The organism is Streptomyces sp. NPDC003635, assembly GCF_053587635.1.
On sequence record NZ_JBSFOK010000052.1, the window covers coordinates 18752 to 38728 of the forward strand.

General features: G+C 69.1%; 13 protein-coding genes. 3 read left to right on the plus strand and 10 right to left on the minus strand.

Annotated features, from left to right (window positions below):
• Positions 1-5: 5 nt before the first annotated feature.
• From ACWDRW_RS33900 to ACWDRW_RS33915, 4 genes are all read right to left on the minus strand, one after another.
• Entirely contained in the window at positions 6-356 is a 351-nt protein-coding gene (locus ACWDRW_RS33900; protein WP_451730318.1) for a 5-carboxymethyl-2-hydroxymuconate Delta-isomerase, read from the minus strand.
• Between the two features lie 31 nt (positions 357-387).
• Positions 388-1992 (minus strand): SpoIIE family protein phosphatase, encoded by a 1605-nt coding sequence (locus tag ACWDRW_RS33905; RefSeq protein WP_451730321.1) that lies wholly within the window; start codon positions 1990-1992, stop codon positions 388-390.
• Between the two features lie 79 nt (positions 1993-2071).
• Complete coding sequence (gene pulA, locus ACWDRW_RS33910) at positions 2072-7465, minus strand: pullulanase-type alpha-1,6-glucosidase (RefSeq protein WP_451730324.1); 5394 nt, start codon at positions 7463-7465, stop codon at positions 2072-2074.
• 128 nt (positions 7466-7593) lie between these two features.
• Positions 7594-8970: an alpha-amylase gene (locus tag ACWDRW_RS33915; protein WP_451730327.1), complete on the minus strand. Its 1377-nt coding sequence runs from the start codon at positions 8968-8970 to the stop codon at positions 7594-7596.
• Between the two features lie 191 nt (positions 8971-9161).
• Here ACWDRW_RS33915 and ACWDRW_RS33920 point away from each other — a divergent pair, with 191 nt between their 5' ends.
• The gene (locus tag ACWDRW_RS33920; protein ID WP_451730330.1) at positions 9162-11231 is read left to right on the plus strand and encodes a carbohydrate-binding module family 20 domain-containing protein; all 2070 of its coding nucleotides are present in this window, start codon (positions 9162-9164) and stop codon (positions 11229-11231) included.
• Between the two features lie 13 nt (positions 11232-11244).
• Here the strand turns inward: ACWDRW_RS33920 and ACWDRW_RS33925 are convergent, their stop codons facing one another.
• From ACWDRW_RS33925 to ACWDRW_RS33945, 5 genes are all read right to left on the minus strand, one after another.
• Positions 11245-12069, minus strand: a complete 825-nt coding sequence (locus ACWDRW_RS33925; protein WP_451730332.1) for a tetratricopeptide repeat protein — start codon at positions 12067-12069, stop codon at positions 11245-11247.
• A gap of 75 nt (positions 12070-12144) precedes the next feature.
• Positions 12145-13818 carry a glycoside hydrolase family 13 protein gene (locus tag ACWDRW_RS33930; protein ID WP_451730335.1) on the minus strand — a complete coding sequence of 558 codons (1674 nt, stop codon included), beginning with the start codon at positions 13816-13818 and terminating at the stop codon, positions 12145-12147.
• A gap of 128 nt (positions 13819-13946) precedes the next feature.
• Positions 13947-14855 (minus strand): sugar ABC transporter permease, encoded by a 909-nt coding sequence (locus tag ACWDRW_RS33935; RefSeq protein ID WP_451730337.1) that lies wholly within the window; start codon positions 14853-14855, stop codon positions 13947-13949.
• A gap of 13 nt (positions 14856-14868) precedes the next feature.
• The gene (locus ACWDRW_RS33940; RefSeq protein ID WP_451730340.1) at positions 14869-15873 is read right to left on the minus strand and encodes a carbohydrate ABC transporter permease; all 1005 of its coding nucleotides are present in this window, start codon (positions 15871-15873) and stop codon (positions 14869-14871) included.
• 104 nt (positions 15874-15977) lie between these two features.
• The gene (locus ACWDRW_RS33945; RefSeq protein ID WP_451730343.1) at positions 15978-17246 is read right to left on the minus strand and encodes an extracellular solute-binding protein; all 1269 of its coding nucleotides are present in this window, start codon (positions 17244-17246) and stop codon (positions 15978-15980) included.
• A 411-nt stretch (positions 17247-17657) separates the two neighbouring features.
• On the opposite strand from ACWDRW_RS33945, the gene ACWDRW_RS33950 reads away from it, so the two are divergent.
• Both ACWDRW_RS33950 and ACWDRW_RS33955 read left to right on the plus strand, forming a co-directional pair.
• A complete protein-coding gene (locus ACWDRW_RS33950) occupies positions 17658-18692 on the plus strand; it encodes a LacI family DNA-binding transcriptional regulator (protein ID WP_451730346.1) in 1035 nt (344 codons plus the stop codon).
• A 131-nt stretch (positions 18693-18823) separates the two neighbouring features.
• Positions 18824-19696, plus strand: a complete 873-nt coding sequence (locus ACWDRW_RS33955) for a phosphatase PAP2 family protein (protein WP_451730348.1) — start codon at positions 18824-18826, stop codon at positions 19694-19696.
• Here ACWDRW_RS33955 and ACWDRW_RS33960 read toward each other — a convergent pair.
• Positions 19686-19961, minus strand: coding sequence for a hypothetical protein (locus ACWDRW_RS33960; RefSeq protein WP_451730351.1), 276 nt, complete (start codon positions 19959-19961; stop codon positions 19686-19688). The two genes, ACWDRW_RS33955 and ACWDRW_RS33960, sit on opposite strands and share 11 nt — an antisense overlap.
• Positions 19962-19977: the final 16 nt, after the last annotated feature.

Below are 19977 nucleotides of genomic sequence, written 5' to 3' on the forward strand. Positions count from 1 at the left end.
CCGGACTAGTACTCGGCCTTGGCGTAGGACGGGTCGAGGTCGCGGACCTCGGCGGAGACATGCATCCGGCAGCCGTCCTGCGGCTGGACGAACTTGCGCAGCAGTTCCACCACCGCCTCGGTCAGTTCCGCCTTGGTCTCGTCGGTGCGTCCGGCGAGCAGGCCGATCGAGACGTGCACGAGGCCGTGGCCCTCGACGTCGTCCCCGACCGCCACGTCCTCCCCGCGCACGACCTGCGTCTTGCACGCCTCCGGACGGGCGGCCGCCTTCTCGACGACCAGCTGGTTCAGTGCTGCGGCGAACCCCTCCCAGTCGACGTCGTCGCGCCCGGTTCGGGTGACGAGGATCTGAGGCATGGGCACTCCTGTTCTACGGCGGCAACAGGCCTCACCCTAGTCGCAGGGCCAGCATCGCGATGTCGTCCTCCCGGTCCTGGCCGAAGCAGCGGAGCAGGGTGTCGCACAGGGCGGCCGGTGCCGGTGGGGCCGCGGCGGCGGCCGTGCGCAGTTGTTCCATCGATACGGCGAGGTCGACGCCGCGGGTCTCGATCAGCCCGTCGGTGACCATCAGCAGGCGGTCGGTGGGGGCCAGGATGATCTCCGCCGGCTCGGGCCGGTTCAGGCCGAGGCCCAGCAGCGGGCCGCACACCTTCACGTACTCGGCCTCGCCGCCCTCGCGCACGACGAGCGGCGGGATGTGCCCCGCGTTGGCGATCCGGGCGTGCCCGGTGGCGGGGTCGGCGAGCACCAGGCAGACCGTCGCCGTGACCTCGCGGTGGTAGTGCGTGAGCATCCGGTCGAGCCGCTCGGCCAGCACCCGCGGATCGCCGTCCTCCACGCAGTAGGCGCGCAGCGCGTGCCGGATCTCGACCATCACGGTGGCCGCCTCCAGCGAGTGCCCGACGACGTCCCCGACCGCGGTGAGCACGCCGCTCGGGGTGCGCAGCGCGGCGTAGAAGTCGCCGCCGATCTCGGTCTCCCGGGACGCGGGCACGTACCGCACGACCAGGTCGACGCCGGGCAGCCGGGGCAGCCGGTGCGGCTGGGGCAGGAAGCTGCGCTGGAGGGTGAGCGCGATGTGCCGCTCCGCCTGGTACATGAGCAGCGGCTCGGCGGCGAAGGCGGTGGCCTGGGCGAGCCGGAGGAGGGACGCGGTGTCCCCCGAGGTGCGGCGCGCGGGGGTGGCGACGCACACCGGGGTGTGCCCCTCCTTGGTGAACGCCAGCACCAGCCGGGCGTCGTCCTGCCGCCCGGTCCGGAAGAACCCGGGGGGCCACAGCGGCGCGGGCACGACCGTGCTGTGCACCCCGATGCGGCCCTTGGCGATCCGGGAGATGAGGCGTACCACCGCCTCCTGCGCACTCGCGTCCGGCATCACGAGCCGGCTGCGGGAGGTGCCGATGGCCGTGTCGCCGTCCGGGCCGAGCACGAAGACGACGGCGTCGGTGCCGGTGAGCCGGGCCGCGCCCTCGGCCGCCGCGTCGGCCAGCTCCCGCGGGCAGCGGGCCGCCTGCACGGTGACGATCGCCTCGGACAGCAGGGTCAGCCGGTGCGCGAGCAGTTCGAAGTCACCGCGCCGACGCGCCCCGCGCACGGCGGCCCGGACGACGGCCTGGATCTCCTGGGGCTCGGCCGGCACGGTCAGATAGGCGTCGCCACCCGCGTCCAGGCCCCTGCACCGGTCGTGCGGGCCGACGGCCGCGGCGGAGAAGTGGACGACGGGCAGGGTGGCCGTGGAGGGACGGGCCCGGACCTGGCGGCACAGCTCGTAGCCGCTCATGTCGGGCAGCCCGACGTCCACGAGAGCCACGTCGGGCAGGGCGCCCTCGTGCAGCCGCGCGTCCAGCTCGACGAGCGCCTCCCCGCCGCTCGCCACGGGCACCACCCGATGCCCGGCGCGCCGCAGCACGGCGCCCATGGCGTACCGGCTGGCCGCCACGTCGTCCACGACCATGACGGTCGTCGGGTCGGACCTGTCGTCGTAACCGTCCATCTCCAGCAGCCCTCATGGCGTGGGAAACGGGGTGGAGCGGACCCCGAACGGGGCCCGCTCCACCCAACTTAGTGCGATGTCAGCCGATTCGGGAGAAGACGGCGACAGTGCGCCCCGGAACGGCGAAGGTCGCGGTTTCCTTCTCGTACGACGACGTCCTGACGATAGGATCCGCGCCCTTCTCCTGCACCTGGTGCAACGCGTAGCCCTTCCCGGCCAGTTCGGCCACACGCTGCTCCTGCCGCTCGGGCGTCGCGTTGAACACGATCACGAGGTCGCCGAGCGTCATGGTGATCACGCCGGGCGTCTCGTCCGTGCCGGACAGCGGGAAGGCGAGCTTCGACTGCACCTGCTCGGCCGAGTCGAGCGAGAACACACCCTCCGTCGACCGGATCCGCAGCAGGTCGCGGTAGGCGGCCGAGGCCCCGTCGATCTGCTCGCAACCGACCTTCACCGTGCTCAACAGCGGTCTGGCGTAAGTCCACTTGGACTGGTTGTCGGCGGCCATGGGCAGCCCGCGCCCGAAGCCGTTGCCGTCCGCGCAGTTCCAGTGGATGGCGTTGAACCAGTCGCCGCTGTCGTAGGAGTTGCGGTCCAGGGACTTGGAGCGCAGCAGGTCGGTGCCGGCCTGGGAGAGCGCCGGGCCCTGCGAGAGGGTGGCGGTGGCCATGGCGAGGACCTGCATACGGGCCCGGTCGTCCGCGCTCACCGTGGTGGGCAGCTTGAAGGCGAGGGCGTCGAAGAGGGACTCGTTGTCGTGCGCGTCGGCGTAGGCGAGGGCGTCGCCGGGCGCTTCGGCGTATCCGGCGGGCTGGCCGTTGTAGTCGACCTCGGCGCCCTTGACCTGCTTGCCGCTGGTGTCGGTGAACCGGTAGCCCGCGAGGTTGCCGGACAGACCGACCTTGATCAGGTCCTGGTAGTGCAGCAGACGGGCCTTCTGCTCCGCCTCGGTGCCGTTGTTCTCGGAGGTGTTGGGCTCGGTGTAGAGACCGGAGGCGAAGCCCTGGACACCCGGGTCCTCGTCGAAGGGCCCGCCGCCGCGGACCGCGTCCCGCGCCCGGTCGGAGAAGGTCGCGACGCCCGTCCCCGCCATGTTCTTCTGCGTGGCCTGGGTGAAGCGGGCGTCGTCGGCGACCTCGCCGAAGTTCCAGCCCTCCCCGTACAGGATGATCTTCTTGCCGTCGACGCCGTCCTTCTCCAGGGTCAGCGCGTCGAGGGCCTTGCGGACCGCGAGGATGTTGGCCTTCGGGTGGTGGCCCATGAGGTCGAAGCGGAAGCCGTCGACCTTGTACTCCTTGGCCCAGGTGACGATCGAGTCGACGACCAGCTTGCCCATCATGGCGTTCTCGGTGGCCGTGTTGGCGCAGCAGGTGCTGTTGGCGACCGAGCCGTCGGCGAGGAGCCGCTGGTAGTAGCCGGGCACGATCCGGTCCAGGACGCTCGTCGCGGCCTGGCCGCTGGCCGCGGTGTGGTTGTAGACCACGTCCATGACGACCCGCAGGCCGTCCTCGTTGAGCGCCTTGACCATCTTGCGGAACTCGACGTTACGGGTGGTGCCGTCCGGGTCGGTGGCGTACGAGCCCTCGGGGACCGTGTAGTGGTACGGGTCGTAGCCCCAGTTGTAGGCGTCCTTCGCGGCGATCTTCTTGACGCACTCCTGCTGCTTGTCGGAGTCGGCGGCGAAGGAGGCGAGGTCGCAGTCCGTCGTCGCCTGGTCGGCCTTCTTCTCGGGGATCGTGGCGATGTCGAACGCGGGCAGCAGATGGACGTACGACGTCCCCGCCTCGGCGAGCTTGCGCAGGTGCTGGGAGCCGTCGCTGAGCTTGTCGGTGAAGGCCAGGTAGGTGCCCTGGTGGGCGGCCGTCCTGTCCTCGACCGAGAAGTCCCGGACGTGCAGCTCCTGGATCTGCGCGTCCTTCAGCGGCACCGCCTTCGGCTTGGTGTACGTCGACCAGCCCGCCGGGGCCAGGGACCTGTCGGCGAGATCGACGACCAGGCTGCGCTCGGAGTCGGCGGTCAGGGCGACGGAGTAGGGGTCGGTGACCTTGTTGGTGACGACCTGGCGGACGCTGGGCGCCCACACCTTCACGACGTACCGGTAGGGCTTGCCCTTCCAGGAGGCCGGGCCGGTGACGGACCAGACACCGGTGCGGGCGTCGCGCTTCATGGCGACGGTCGAGCCGCCGAGCTCCAGCTTCACCGACTGCGCGGTCGGCGCCCAGACGGACAGCGTCGGACGGCCCTTGTCGAAGGTCGGCCCGAGGTCGGCCTTCGTCGCGTCGTAGAGGTCGTCGAGCACGCCACCGATCTGCACGCCGGTCGCGGCGAGCACCGCACCGTTCGCCGCGCGCTGGGAGGCGACGACCTGACCGCGCAGGGCCTCGCGGACCCGGTCGCGGTCGCGGGGGTCGACGGTCCAGGCGGTGTACGACTTCAGGTGCGGGAACCGCGCCTTCTGGGCGTCGGTGAGCGAGGTCTTCGACAGCCGGAGCCAGCGCTGGTCGGCGCCGGTCAGGGTGCCGTTCTCGACGGCGATCGAGCCGGTGCGCGAGGACAGCAGCTGAGTGGAGGCGGCCGCGTCCGAGCCGTTCCAGGCGACCGTGTTCCGGTCGATCCAGACCGCCTTGGAGGTGGTCAGGTCGAGCGCGGCGGCACTGCCCGCGGGCTGCGGCAGCAGGTACTTCTCCTGGCCGTTCAACAGCCACACCTCATGGCCGTTGGCCGCGAGGTCCAGCGACTGGTCGGCGGGGAGATCCTTCTCGTCGCCCTTGTGGAGGATGTAGCTGAGGCTGGTGGCACCGTCGGTGAGCGGTACCTCGAAGACCGCACCATAACTGTCAGTCTTCACCGGCTTCAGCGGGTTCGACCACTCGGTGGGGTTCGCGGCACCCGTCCAGACGTGCAGGCCCCAGCCGTCGTAGTCACCGTCCGCGCGGTGGTAGTGCAGGATGGCCTTGGACTTGTCCTGCGCCGGGTACTCGGGTCGCTCGGTCCTCACCTCCTCCTTGCCCTGCTCGATCCAGATCTCACCGGACTTGGTGACATCGATCGTGCGGTCGGCGGAGACGTCCTTGTTGCCGTCCTTGTCGATGACCAGGAAGCCCACGTTCGAGGCGCCGGGCTTGAGCTTGACGTAGGCGAAGGCGCCGTAGGCGTCCCGGCCGACGAACGGGTGGCTGTCGGGCCAGTTGGTGGACTCGCCGTCGGCGAGGTCGCCCCAGGCGTACAGGCCCCAGTTCGCGTAGTCGCCGTCCGTGCGCTTGTAGTGGACGATCGCGTAGTCCCGGGAGGAGGCGGTGGGCGTCTCCTCGGCGGGCGGGGTGCCGGTGGTGCTCTGCGCGAGGGCGCTCGCCGTACGGCCCGCGGAGTCGATCACGACCGCCTTGTAGCGCAGGGCGGTTCCGGCCGGTACGTCCCTGCCGACGACCTGCGTGACCTTGTACGGGGCGTGGTCGGCGGAGCCGAGGGTGCGCCACTTGCCGTTGCCGACCTGGGCGGCGAAGACCACGCGGTTGAGCTGACCGCCGTCGACGTCGGCGGAGATCTCGACCGTGCCGGTGGCTCCGGTGGCCGGGGCCTTCAGGGTGATCGTCGGCTTGGCGGCGGGGGCGGGGAGCTTTCCGCCGGCCTTGAGGACGATCGCGGAGCCGGCCGGGACGGTGACGGTGATCTTCTTGTCGGCGGCGGAGGTCACGGCGGTGTCGGTGCCGTAGATGCCCTGGAAGCGCATGCCCGCGGAACCGGTCGCGAAGGTGGCCGACTTCGCCTCGGAGGCGTTGTTGAAGGCGACGACGTACTCGGTCTTCGTCCGGGCGTCGGTGCGGGAGAAGGCGTAGACGCCGGCGCCGTCGGCGGCGTAGCGCTCGGTCTGGACGCCGTCCGCCAGGGCCGGGTGGGCCTTGCGGAGCTTGGCGAGGGCGCTGATCTGCCGGTAGAGCGGCGCGCTCGGGTCGTAGGCGTCGCTCGCGTGGGTGCGGTCGGTGCCGAGCTGGTCGTCGTCCAGGTAGTCGGCGGTCTTGGAGGCGAACAGGGTCTGGCGGGCGTCCTTGTCGCCGCCGGCGCCGGTGTAGCCCTGCTCGTCGCCGTAGTAGACGACCGGGTTGCCGCGGCTGAGGAACATCAGCTCGTTGGCGAGCCGGTCCTTGGCGAGCAGCTCGGCGTCCGTGGCCTTGGGGTTGTCCTGCTTGAGGAAGTACCCGATCCGGCCCATGTCGTGGTTGCCGAGGAAGGTGACCTGCTCGTACGCGTTGGCCTTGTCGGTCGAGTACTTGTAGTCATCAGCGAACACGGAAGCGAGCCGCTGCGCGCTTCCGCCCTGGGAGGCGTACTGCCGGGCCGCCTCCTGGAAGGGGAAGTCCAGCGTGGCGTCGAGGCGGCCCTGGGTGACGTAGGGGGACGTGATGCTCGTGTCGGCGGAGTACACCTCGCCGAACATGAAGAAGTCGTCCCGGCCCTGCTTGGCGGCGTAGGCGTCGAGGGCGGTGGCCCACTGGGTCCAGAAGTCCATGTTGACGTGCTTCACGGTGTCGATGCGGAAGCCGTCGATGTCGAAGTCCCTGACCCACCGCTGGTAGATCTTCTCCATCCCGTGGACCACCTCGGGACGCTCGGTCCACAGGTCGTCGAGGCCGGAGAAGTCACCGTTCTCGGAGCTCTCACCGGCGAAGGTGGAGTCGCCCCGGTTGTGGTACATCGTCGGGTCGTTGAGCCACGACGGGACCTTGTTGTTCTTCGTCGCCTTCGGCGTGCGCGGGAAGGAGTCGGCGTCGACCTCGGGGAAGTCCCGCGTGCCGTCGGCGTAGTCGGCGTCGTCGAAGGGCGCGCCGTCCTTGGTCAGGTACGGGAAGGCGCCCTGGGAGAGGTAGTCGTAGGACTTCTCCTCGTAGTCGACGACGTCCGCGGTGTGGTTGGTGATGACGTCGAAGTAGACCTTCATGCCCTTGGCATGCGCCTTGGAGATGAGGTTCTCCAGGTCCTGGTTGGTCCCGAAGTGCGGGTCGACCTGGGTGAAGTCGGTGATCCAGTACCCGTGGTAGCCGGCCGAGGCGTTGTTCCCCGTGCCCTGGACGGGCCGGTTCTTGAAGATCGGCGCCATCCAGATGGAGGTGGTGCCGAGGCCCTTGATGTAGTCGAGCTTCCTGGTCAGGCCTTTGAGGTCGCCGCCCTGGTAGAAGCCCTTGTCGGTGGGGTCGTAACCGGTGCTGAGGCGCGTGCCGGTCAGTCCGCCCTCGTCGTTGCCGCGGTCGCCGTTGGCGAAGCGGTCCGGGAGCACGAAGTAGAACTGCTCGCGGGTGGCCTCGTGGCGGGCGGGCTCGGCCGCGAGCCGGGCGTCGGAGGGGGGCGCGGGCGGGGTCTCGGCCCGCGCCGCGAGCGGCTGGACGAGCGCTGCGGCCAACGCGGTCACGGTGACCGCGGCGACCCGTCCGGCCTGCGCGGTGCGGCGCCTGGGCGGCGCCGGCCATCTAGGTATCACTGACGTGAACTCCTTGCGATACGGCTCTGTTGGGTCCGACCCCGCGCGACCGTATCGCCGCCGTAAGCGTTACAGCAAGAGTCCTGAAATGATTGGTAAGAGCTTTCAGCTCTGAAGGTCGATCCGCTTCAGCAGCTCGACTTGCCCGCGTAGATCGCCAGGGCGGTGTTGGAGCCGAGCGTGGCCGAGAACTGACCGCTGGAGTTCACGGTCACCGTGGTGTTGTTCTGCACGTTGCAGTACGTGCCGGCCGGGAGCGAGGTCTGGTAGGTGCGGGTCAGACTGCCCGACTCGTGGTTGATGGCGACGTAGCCCTTGGAGCCGCGGCCGAAGGCGATGGCGTCGGCGCCGTTGTCCCACCAGTTGGTGACGGCCTGCCCGCGGGTGGCGTTGCGGAAGGCGACCATGCGCTGGATCTCCGGCCAGGCGTGCTGACACTTCCAGCCGTCCTGCCAACAGGCGTTCACCGTACCTCCGTTGGGCGGTCCGGCGTCGATGTCGGACCATTCGTAGGCGGAGTTGATGTCCGGGGCGCCGTAGGGGTAGGCGAGCATGAAGACGTTGGCCAGGGTGTAGTTGGCGCCGTCCTTGTAGTTGAGCGTGGAGCCGTTGCGCTCGGTGTCGTGGTTGTCGACGAAGACGCCCGAGACGGAACTGCTCATGTAGCCCCAGCCCTCGCCGTAGTTCTTCAGGTAGGCGAGGTTCTCGTTGTTGAAGACGCGCTTGAGGTCGTAGGCGTAGCGGAACTCCTGGACGTCGCCGTTGCCCGTGTACTCGGTGGGCTGGACGGCCTCTCCGCTGCCGTAGATCACCTCCTGCTTCCAGTAGACGCCGGGATTGGTCAGCCGGGACTTGATGTTGGCGAGGTCGGCGGCCGGGATGTGCTTGGCCGCGTCGATGCGGAAGCCGTCGACGCCGAGGGAGAGCAGGTCGTTCATGTACCCGGCGATGGCACCGCGGACGTAGGACTCACCGGTGTCGAGGTCGGCGAGGCCGACGAGTTCGCAGTTCTGGACGTTCGCGCGGTCCGCGTAGTTGGTGATCTGCGCGGTGCAGTTGTCGAAGTCGAAGGAGGAGTACAGACCGGGATAGTTGTACTTGGTGTACGACGATCCGCCGGTGCCGGTGCCGCTGCCCGCGGACATGTGGTTGATGACGGTGTCGACGACGACCTTCACCCCGGCCGCGTGGCAGGCGCTGACCATGTTCTGGAAGGCCGTACGGTCGCCGAGCCGGCCGGCGATCTTGTAGCTGACCGGCTGGTACGAGGTCCACCACTGCGCGCCCTGGATGTGCTCGGCGGGCGGGGAGACCTGGACGTAGCCGTATCCGGCGGGGCCGAGGGTGTTGGTGCACTCCTTGGCGACGGAGGCGAACTTCCACTCGAACATCACCGCGGTGACGTCCTTGGTGCCCGGCGGGGAGGCCTGGGCGGTGCCGGCGGGGGCCAGGACGGCCGCGGCGGCGGCGACCGCGGTGGCGGTCGCTGTCCATCTCGATATCACGTGGGGGCTCCTTGCTCGACGGCCGGGCGTCTTTGCCCGGCGCCGGCGTGAACGTACCGCTGACGAAAGCTTTACAGCAAGGGGCTTGAAACTCACAGCAAGAACTTTCACCGACTCTCTTGACGTGCCCTTCTCAACTGCCGCACGCTCACGGCTTGTTGAATCCCTTACCTCAGTTTCCGGAGCCGCACATGACCGACAGACACCGGCCCCCTGGTGTCCTGCGCCGCGCCGCCACGGCCGCGGCGGCGGGTGCGCTCGCGCTGGCGGGTGTGATCGGGCTGCCCGCCTCCCCCGCGCAGGCCGACGCCACGACCTCTGGCGATGTGATCGCCAACCTCTGGTCCTACAACTGGGACTCGGTGGCCTCCGAGTGCACGGACGTGCTCGGGCCGAACGGCTACGGCGCGGTGTGGGTGGCCCCGCCGGCCGAGTCGCTGAAGCAGACCAACTACTACTGGTGGGACGTCTACCAGCCCTACTCCTACGAACTCAGCGGCCGTTTCGGGACGGCGGCCGACTTCGCCTCCATGGTGGACGCCTGCCATCGGGCGGGCGTGAAAGTGTATACGGACGCCGTGGTCAACCACACCGCGGCGCAGACCGGCACGGGTTACAACGGCACGACGATCAGCAACAAGTACGACACCCCGGACTGGGACCCGGACGACTTCCACACCTCGGCCGAGTGCGCCGACTCCGACCTGATCATCGACGACTGGTCGAACCTCACCGAGATCCAGAACTGCGAACTGCTCGGCCTGCCGGACCTGGAGACGGAGGACGACGACGTCCGCTCCGGTATCGCCGCCTACCTGAACGAGCAGCTCGCGCTCGGTGTGGACGGCTTCCGGATCGACGCGGCCAAGCACATGCCGGTGGCCGACCTCAACGCGATCCGCGCGAAGCTGGACAACACGACGGCGGGCGCGGAGCCGTACGTCTTCCAGGAGGTGTACCCGGGTTCGACACCGGCCGCGTCGGACTACTACCCGGCCGGTGACGTCCTGGACTTCGCCTACGCGAGCAAGCTGAAGTCGTCGTTCCAGGGCAATGTGAGCGACCTGGAGTCGCTGCCGTCGTCCGGCACACTGCCCCCCGCCAACTCAGTGTCCTTCGTGACGAACCACGACACCGAGCGCAACGGTCTGCACATGTCGTACAAGGACGGGGACACCTACCGGCTGGCGAACATCTTCCAGCTCGCCTACAAGTGGTCGACCCCGACGGTGTACTCGGGCTTCGAGTTCTCCTCCTCCGACCAAGCGCCACCGAACTCGAACGGCTTCGTCACGGACACCGACTGCTCCAGCGGCTGGTACTGCCTCCAGCGGGACACCGCGATCACCGGCATGGTGAAGTGGCACAACGCGGTCGGCTCGGCGTCGGTGGCCAACTGGTCCACCAAGTCGTCGAACGTCATCGGCTTCAGCCGCGGCACGGCGGGCTTCGTCGCCCTGAACAACGGCTCGTCGGCGGCGACGTACACCTTCGCGACGGGCATGGCGGACGGCACCTACGCGAACGTCGTCGACAACGGCGCGACGACGGTCACGGTGTCGGGCGGCAACGCGAGCCTCACCATCCCGGCGAAGAGCGCGATCGCCTTCTACGACGGCGAGTTCCTCCCCTGCGACACGGCCTGCGAGGAGCCGGACGACGGCACCTCGACGGTGACGGCGACCTTCCACGAGTACGCGACGACGACGGCCGGGCAGGACGTGTACGTGGTCGGCTCGATCGCGGCGCTGGGCGGCTGGGACACCTCGAAGGCGGTGAAGCTGTCGTCCTCCGGTTACCCGCTCTGGTCGGGTGCGGTGAGCGTGCCGGTGAACACGTCGTTCGAGTTCAAGTACATCAAGAAGGACAGCTCCGGCAACGTCACCTGGGAGTCGAACGCCAACAGAGCCGCCGCCACGACCACTTCGGCGGTCGGGTTCCACAACTCCTGGAACGTGGCGAGCGCCGACGCCACCGACGTCACCTTCAACGTCACGGCCACGACCGACTGGGGCACCGACGTCTACGTGGTCGGCTCCCTGGCGTCCCTCGGCTCCTGGAACCCGGCCGCCGCCATACCCCTGTCGTCGGCTTCGTACCCGACCTGGACCAAGCGGGTGATCGTCCCGAAGAACACGACGTTCGCGTACAAGTTCATCAAGAAGGACAGCTCCGGCAACGTGACCTGGGAATCCGGCACGAACCGCTCGTACACCACGGGCGGCTCCTCGGGCTACGGCACCAGCGACACCTGGAAGTGACACCGTCCTGAACTCAGAGGCCGGTCTGGGCGTCGGTGATCTCGGCCAGCAGGGTGCGGGCATCCCGGATGCGGGGGTGTTCCGGGTGCAGGGACCGCTCGCAGTCGCTCAGCGCCCGGCGCACCGCCGCTTCCGCCTCGCTCCGGCGCCCCAGGCCGTGCAGGGCCTCGGCGGTGACGAGGTACAGGCTCCCGCCCTGTCCCCGTTTCCGGGGCGGGGCGGTCCGGCGTGCCTCGGTGAGCGCTTCCTCGTACCGACCCTGGCCGTTGAGGCTGCGCACCAGACCACAGTGGAGTCCGGCGGCGGAGCCCTCCTCGGCGCGCGGAAGGTTTCCGCGCGCGACAGCCTCGGCCTCCTCGGGGCGACCCTGTGCGCACAGGACGGGGACCAGGTTGCCCAGCACGGACAGCTCGATGTTCCACACCCGCGCCAGGTGCTTGACCCGGTTCAGGTCGCGCAGGATGTCCAGCCCTTCAGCCTCGGCCTCGCCGTAGCGCCGCGCACCCGCGAGGACCACCGTGCGGTTGTTCCGTACGAGCAGCAGAAGTTGCCGCTCCCGCGGCTCGGACGCCTCGCGCAGCTCAGCGACGAGTGACTCCAACTCGGCGAGCAGGCCCGCCCTGCGCCCGTGGTCACACGCGGCGGCCGTCGCCATGGCTCTGGCGTACCACCCCAGCGCGCGGCGCCGCTCGCGCCCGCGCAACCGCCCGGCTTCCGCCTCCAGCGCTCGGGCCTCGGCCTCCAGCTCCTCGTACCGGCCCGCCTCCCAGAGCCGGTCGAGGCGTTCCAGGGCGGCGGCGTCCCCTGCGCGGCTCCGGATCATCCGTGCGATCTCCACGAGCCGAGAGGGTACGGGAACGGAACAGGGCCCGTTGCCTGTCGAGGCAACGGGCCCTGGGGTGGGCGGGACCGGTCAGGCGGTCGTCCACCAGGCCGTGGTGTCGGCCGGGAGCTTGGCCTCGCCGTCCACCTCGGCGATCTCGCCGCTGGCGAGGAGCAGGCGGCCGTGGACAGGGGTGGTCACCGACTCGCCGGTCGTGTTCGCCACGCAGACGAACTCACCGCGGCGGAAGGCCAGTACGCCCTCGGGGGCCTTCAGCCACTCCACCGCTTCCCCGGCGCCCAGGTCCGGGTGCTCGCGGCGGGCGGCGAGCGCCGCGCGGTACAGCTCCAGGGTCGAGTCCGGGTCGCCCGTCTGGGCCTCCACGCTCAGCTCCGCCCAGGTCGCGGGCTGCGGGAGCCAGCTGCCGCCGGTGCCGAAGCCGTAGGAGGTGCCCTCGCGGGTCCAGGGGATCGGAACCCGGCAGCCGTCGCGGAAGCCGTCCTGGCCCTCGCCGCGGAAGTAGGCCGGGTCCTGGCGGACCTCGTCGGGGAGGTCCACCACGTCCGGCAGGCCCAGTTCCTCGCCCTGGTAGACGTACGCCGAGCCCGGCAGCGCCAGCATCAGCAGGGTGGCCGCCCGCGCCCGGCGCAGGCCGAGGTCGCGGTCGCCGGCCGTGCGGATCTGGGTGCCGAGGCCGGGCGGGTTCGCGAAGCGCGTGGCGTGCCGGGTCACGTCGTGGTTGGACAGCACCCAGGTCGCGGGGGCGCCCACCGGGCGCATCGCCTCCAGCGTGCGGTCGATGACCGTGCGCAGCTCCTCGGCGTCCCATTCGGTGCCCAGGTACTGGAAGTTGAAGGCCTGGTGCAGCTCGTCGGGGCGGACGTAGTTCGCCGTGCGCTCGACGGTCGGGGTCCACGCCTCCGCCACGAAGATGCGCTCGCCCGCGTACTCGTCGAGGATCGTCCGCCACTGGCGGTAGATCGCGTGCACGCCGTCCTGGTCGAAGAACGGCATGACATCGTTGCCCAGCAGCTTGAGCTGATCGTGGTCGCCGAGGTCGGGCAGACCGTCGGCCTTGACCAGGCCGTGGGCCACGTCGATGCGGAAGCCGTCGACGCCCATGTCCAGCCAGAAGCGCAGGATCGAGCGGAACTCGTCACCCACGGCCGGGTGTTCCCAGTTGAAGTCGGGCTGCTCCGGAGCGAACAGGTGCAGGTACCACTCGCCGTCCTCGACCCGGGTCCAGGCCGGACCGCCGAAGATCGACTCCCAGTCGTTGGGCGGGAGTTCGCCGTTCTCGCCCTTGCCGGGGCGGAAGTGGTAGCGGTCACGCAGCGGGGAGCCCGGGCCTTCCGCGACGGCCCGCTTGAACCACTCGTGCTGGTCGGAGGAGTGGTTGGGGACCAGGTCGACGATGATCCTCAGGCCCAGCCCGTGGGCGTCCCGGATCAGCGCGTCCGCGTCGAGCAGGTTGCCGAACATGGGGTCGACGGCCCGGTAGTCGGCGACGTCGTAGCCGGCGTCGGCCTGCGGCGAGGCGTAGAAGGGACTCAGCCACACGGCGTCCACGCCGAGGTCGCGCAGATACGGAAGTCGGGAGCGTACGCCTTCCAGGTCGCCCATGCCGTCGCCGTTGCTGTCGGCGAAGCTGCGCGGGTAGACCTGGTAGATCACCGCGTCCCGCCACCAGTCGCGGCGGTGGGCGACGGTGGCGACGGCGGAGGTCGGTGCCTGGTCGGCTGCGGCTGAATGCTGCTGGCTCATGGCGTCCTTGAGTGGTCTAACGGTTTCGTCATTCAGGTCAGGAGCGGGGGCGTACTGCCGAGACGGCCGCGTGGCAGCGGGGTCGGATGGCCACGCGGCCGTCTCGAGTTCCGGGAAGGGCCGAGACGTCAGCCCTTCGTGCCGCCCGCGGTAAGCCCGGTCACCAGGTTCTTCTGCACGAGGTAGAAGAAGGCGGAGACCGGTATCGCGATCAGCACGGCCGTGGCGGCCATGAACTGGCGCTGGGCGTCGTGCTCGCTGACGAAGGTCTGCAGCGCCACGGCGAACGTGTACTTGGTGTCGGACAGCATGAACGTCGACGCGAACGCGACCTCACCGAAGGCGGTGATGAAGCTGTAGAAGCCGGCCACGGCGAGCCCCGGCCTGGCGAGCGGCAGGATCAGCCGTACGAACGTGCCGAAGGGGCTCAGTCCGTCGACGCGGCCGGCCTCGTCGATCTCGAACGGGATGGTGTCGAAGTAGCCCTTGAGCAGCCAGGCGCAGTAGGGCACCGCGGTCGAGCAGTAGACCAGGATCAGGCCGAGGTAGCTGTCGATCAGCTGGAGCTCGGACATGATCTGGTACATCGGCACGATGAGGACGGCGATCGGGAACATCTGGGTGACCAGGAGCACCCACATGAACTTCTTGTAGCCCGGGAAGCGCATCCGCGAGACCGCGTACCCGGTGGTCGCGGCGATCAGCACACCGACGACCGTGGTGCCGAGCGAGACGATCAGCGTGCTCCACAGCCAGTCGAAGAAGTTGGTGTCCTGAAGGACGTAGGAGTAGTTGTCCAGCGTCATCTTCCCCCAGATCTCACCGGGGTGGAGATAGTCGTCCTTGTCCGGGCCGAGGGACAGGAACACCAGCCAGGCGATCGGGAAGAGCGCGATGAGGCTCGCGACGATCAGGATGCCGTGCGAGGCGACCGAGGCCGCGAGGCTGCGCTCACTGCGGCGGCGCACCTGGCCCGGAGAGGGGGCCATGCGGATCTCCTTCTTCACTTCGGCGGAAGTCTCAACGGTAGTACTCATGGGAACTCCTGCCTCAGATCGCGAGCTGCTGGTCATTGCGGTTCAGCCAGCGGCGGTAGAAGGAGGTGAAGACGATCAGGATGGCGAGCAGCAGCATGCCGTAGGCGGCCGACTGCGCGAAGTCGCGCGGCTGCTGTCCGAAGCCGAGGTAGTAGGCCCAGGTCACGAGGATCTGCGCGTCCGGGGCGGTGTCGCCGAACAGCAGGAAGATGATCGCGAACTGGTTGAAGGTCCAGATGATGCCGAGCAGGATCACGGTCGAGCTGACCGAGCGCAGGCCGGGCAGGGTGACGTAGCGGAACTGCTGCCACTTGCTGGCGCCGTCCATCTCCGCGGCCTCGTACAGCGTGGAGTCGATGGACTGCAGTCCGCCGAGCAGCGAGAGCATCATGAACGGAACACCGCACCAGGTGTTGACCATGATCGCGGCGAACCGCTGCCAGAAGGTGTCCTCCAGCCACGCCGGCGTCGGCAGGTGCAGGAACTCCAGACCGGAGTTGATGACGCCGCCGTCGGCGAGCATGAAGCGCCAGCCGAAGACGGTGACGAAGGTCGGCACGGCCCAGGGCAGGATCAGGATCAGCCGGTACAGGGTGCGGCCGCGCAGCTTCTGGTTGAGCAGCAGCGCCAGGCCGAGGCCGAGGGTGTAGTGCAGGCCGACACAGGCGGCCGTCCACACGATCGTCCAGATGAAGTGCGACCAGAACCGCTCGTAGGCGGTCTCGCCCCACAGGATGTCGGCGTAGTTGTCGAAGCCGATGAACTTGTAGGTGGCCTCGATCTCGTTGACGCCGATCGTGCGGGCCGTGTTGAGGCTGTTGGCGTCCGTGAGCGTCAGATAGAAGCCGTAGGCCAGGGGGTAGAGCACGAGGACGCCGAGGACGACGACCACGGGCGTGATCATCGCGTAGGCGTACCAGTGCTTCTGGTAGGCGCGCTTCAGACGCTGGCCCAGCCCGGGCCGCGGCGCGCGGTCACCGTGGCGCTTGCCGGTGGCGCGGTCGATGGCGACTGTCATGGTTCTCGACACCTTCTGGAGGATCAGGGGATGGGCCAGGCCACAGGTCTGTGACCGCCGGGTCCCTCCCCCCTTGCAGGCGGGACCCGGCGGTCACGGGCTGACTACTTGCTGAAGTCCGGCACCAGCTTGGCGATGGCGGTCTCAGCGCTGCTCAGGCCCTCGTCGAGGGACTTCTTGCCACCGGCGATGGCCAGCAGCTCGGTGTCCACCGGACCCCACAGGGAGCTGTACTCGGGCAGCGCCGGGCGCGGCTGGGCGACGGCCAGGACTTCCTGGTAGCCGGCGATGCCCGGGTCGGCGACGACCTTGACGGTGTAGGCGTCGTCACGCGTGGGCAGCGTGGAGTTCTTCAGGGCGATGGTCTCCTGCGCCTTGGCGGAGGTCATGAAGTTGACGAACTTCAGGGCCGCCTCCTGGTGCGCGGCGTCCGAGCCGGCGTAGACCGAGAGGTTGTGGCCGCCCGTCGGGGCGCCCTGACCGGCGGAGCCGGCCGGCACCTTGACGATGCCCAGGTTCTCCTTGTCCTTGAACGCCGAGCCCTTGTAGAAGTTGGTGATCTCCCACGGGCCCTGGATGATCGAGGCGACCTTGCCGCTGACGAACGCCTCCTGGATGTGGGCGTAGGCGTCGGCGGTGGTGTCGGCCTTGTGCAGGCCCTTGCCGTCGAAGAGGTCCAGCCAGGTGCCGTAGGCCTTCTTGGCCTCCGCGGAGTTCACGGTGATCTTCTTGGCGTCGGCGTCGATGGTGTCGGTGCCCTCGCCGTGCAGGAAGGACTGGGCGTAGTAGGCCTGGGTGGAGCCCCAGTAACCGTCGACGCCGGTCTTCTCCTTGATCGTGGCGGCGGCCTTCTTCAGCTCGTCCCAGGTCTTGGGGGCCTCGACGCCGGCCTTCTCGAAGAGCTCCTTGTTGTAGACGAGGGCCAGGGTGTCCGTGGTGAAGGGGACACCGTAGGTCTTGCCCTCGTACTTGGCCTGCTCGATCAGGTTCGACTTGAACTTGCTCTCGTCGGCGAGGGCCTCGGTGCCGTCCAGCGGCAGGAAGAAGCCCTTCTTGGCGAAGGCGGGGGTCCAGCCGACCTCGGAGCGCAGGATGTCCGGCGCGCCCTTGGAACCGGCGGCGGTGTCGAACTTGTTCTGCGCCTGGTCGAAGGGGACGTTGACGTACTTGACCTTGATGTTCTTGTTGGCGGCCTCGAACTCCTTGACCAAGGCCTTGTACGTCGGCGCCTCATTGGTGGCGTTGGAGGTGTCCCACCAGGTGATGGTGACCGGACCGTCGGCCTTGTCGCCGCTGTCGCTGTCTCCGCCGCAGGCCGTCGCCGCGAGGGCGAGGGACGCCACCAGCGCGGTGGCCGCTATGCCACGCCGCATGAGTTCTCCTTGAGGGTGAAAGCCCGTGTGGTGCAGGAGCGGCCCCGTCAGCCGTCCCTGCCTGCAGGGGGCAGTCCCGCCTGCCACCTCTGCTGTCTTGCCGACTGCGCCGTTGCGGCCGCCGGGCGTCGTGAACGTAACAGCGATGTAAGCGCCGCGAAAGACCTTGCAGAAAAAAAGTGCAAGGCATCACCGAAGTTACCCGGGCGTGACCTCTTGGCGACTACCGCGAGACCGTTGTTCTGCGGGGTTGAGCGGGCACGGACCGTGTTGTGCAAGACTTGCAAGCTCTTGCCATCCGTTTCATGAGGGGACGCCATGTCACAGCAAGGCGCGTCGCGCCGGTCAACCGTCCGCACTCGGCGTCCGATTGGTGTGCAAGGCGAGATACGGCCGGTACAGTCCAGTGCCGTGACCACACGGCTTGCGGACATCGCTGCGCAGGCGGGGGTGAGCGAAGCGACCGTCAGCCGCGTTCTCAACGGCAAGCCTGGCGTCGCCGCCACCACCCGCCAGTCGGTGCTGGCTGCCCTCGACGTCCTGGGCTACGAGCGCCCGGTGCGTCTGCGGCAGCGCAGCGAAGGCCTGGTGGGCCTGATCACCCCGGAGCTGGAGAACCCGATATTCCCGGCCCTCGCCCAGGTCATCGGGCAGGCGCTGACCAGGCAGGGCTACACCCCGGTGCTCGCCACCCAGACCCCCGGTGGCTCCACCGAGGACGAGCTGACCGAGATGCTCGTCGACCGCGGGGTCGCGGGCATCATCTACGTCTCCGGACTGCACGCGGACACCACGGCCGACATGCAGCGCTACGAGCGGCTGCGCGCCCAGGGTGTCCCCTTCGTCCTCGTCGACGGCTTCTCCCCCAAGGTGCAGGCGCCCTTCATCTCCCCCGACGACCGGGCCGCGATGACGCTCGCGGTGACGCACCTGGCCTCGCTCGGGCACATTCGGATCGGCCTGGCGCTCGGTCCGAAACGGTTCGTCCCGGTCCAGCGGAAGATCGAGGGCTTCGTCCGCTCGATGCAGGACCAGGTGGGCCTGGCGGCGGAGGTCATAGAGACCGAGCTGGTCCAGCACTCGCTGTACACCCTGGAGGGCGGCCAGGCGGCCGCCACCGCACTGATCGACCGGGACTGCACCGCGGTGGTCTGCGCCAGCGACATGATGGCGCTGGGCGCGATACGAGCGGCCCGGCAGCGAGGGCTCCGGGTCCCGACCGACATCTCGGTCGTCGGTTTCGACGACTCCCCGCTGATCGCCTTCACCGACCCGCCGCTCACGACCGTCCGCAAGCCGGTGCCGGCGATGGGCCAGGCCGCGGTGCGGACGTTGCTGGAGGAGATCGGGGGGACTCCGGCACCGCACAGTGAGTTCGTGTTCATGCCGGAACTGGTGGTGCGCGGTTCGACCGCTTCTGCCCCTGGGGACCGAAATCGTCCTTAGGGCGGAGACGCGACGGGCCGGCGCCGTGCACGCGGAGGAGAGCGCGGCCTCCGTCCGTCGTAGAACGTGCGACCGGAACGAGACCAGGGGATGATCGGTGGGGGAAGGCTCTTCTGGCAGACTCTGTGCCTATGGGTGAGACGACCGTGACCGAGCTGGAAGACCGCACGCAGGCGGCCGTTCCGCACCCCGTCACGGCGTCGGAGCGACCGGGCCTGCTGCACAGGATGCGCGCCCCGCGCCGGCCCCGGCTGTGGTTCGAGATCCTGCTGATCGCGGTGAGTTACTGGACGTACTCACTGATCCGCAACGCCGTGCCGGAGCAGAGGTCCGAGGCGCTGCGCAACGCCGACTGGATCTGGAAGGCGGAGCAGACCCTCGGCTTCGCCGTGGAGCAGTCGGTCAACCACGCCGTGAACTCGGTGTCTTGGCTGATCGTGGGCATGAACTACTACTACGCGACGCTGCACTTCGTGGTGACGCTGGGTGTCCTCGTGTGGCTTTACCGCAGTCACCCCGGGCGCTACGCGGCGACCCGCACGGTGCTGTTCGCGACCACCGGTGTGGCCCTGCTCGGTTACTACCTGTATCCGCTCGCTCCGCCCCGGTTGATGACCGGCGGCAACTTCATCGACACCGTGCTGGTCCACCAGACCTGGGGCTCGATGGCCTCCGGCGACCTGAAGAACATGTCGAACCAGTACGCCGCGATGCCGTCGATGCACATCGGCTGGTCCCTGTGGTGCGGCCTGACCATCTTCGCCCTGGCCTCGGTGCCCTGGGCGAAGGTCCTCGGCCTGCTCTACCCGGCGGCCACCCTGGTGGTCATCGTCGCCACCGCCAACCACTTCTGGCTGGACGCGGTCGGCGGCCTGCTGTGCCTCGCCTTCGGCTACACAGTGGCACGGGTGTGGTACGGCGCGTTGCCGCACGCGCTGCCGCAGGCGGCCCCGCCGAAGGGCGCGCGGCGCCCCCTGCCGCTGGCCGGCAGGTTCAGGCGCTGAACCGGAACCCGCCGAGCTGGTAGTCGAGTCCGGCACGGAACTCCAGGCGCGGCACGGCCGCCCGCAGATCGGCGTACAGCTCGACGGGGACCGCGTACACGCCGGCCAGGAGCAGCTCGTCGTCACCGCGCGGGAACAGGTCGCGCACACGCAGGATCTCCTCCCGGGTGAGCGTCGTCTCGTGTGCGGCCAGGTCGTCGGTCGCCCAGCCGATGAGCTCCCAGCCGAGCCCGTCGGGATCGGTCCCGCCCCCGTTTTCGATCATGGCCCTACCGTATCCG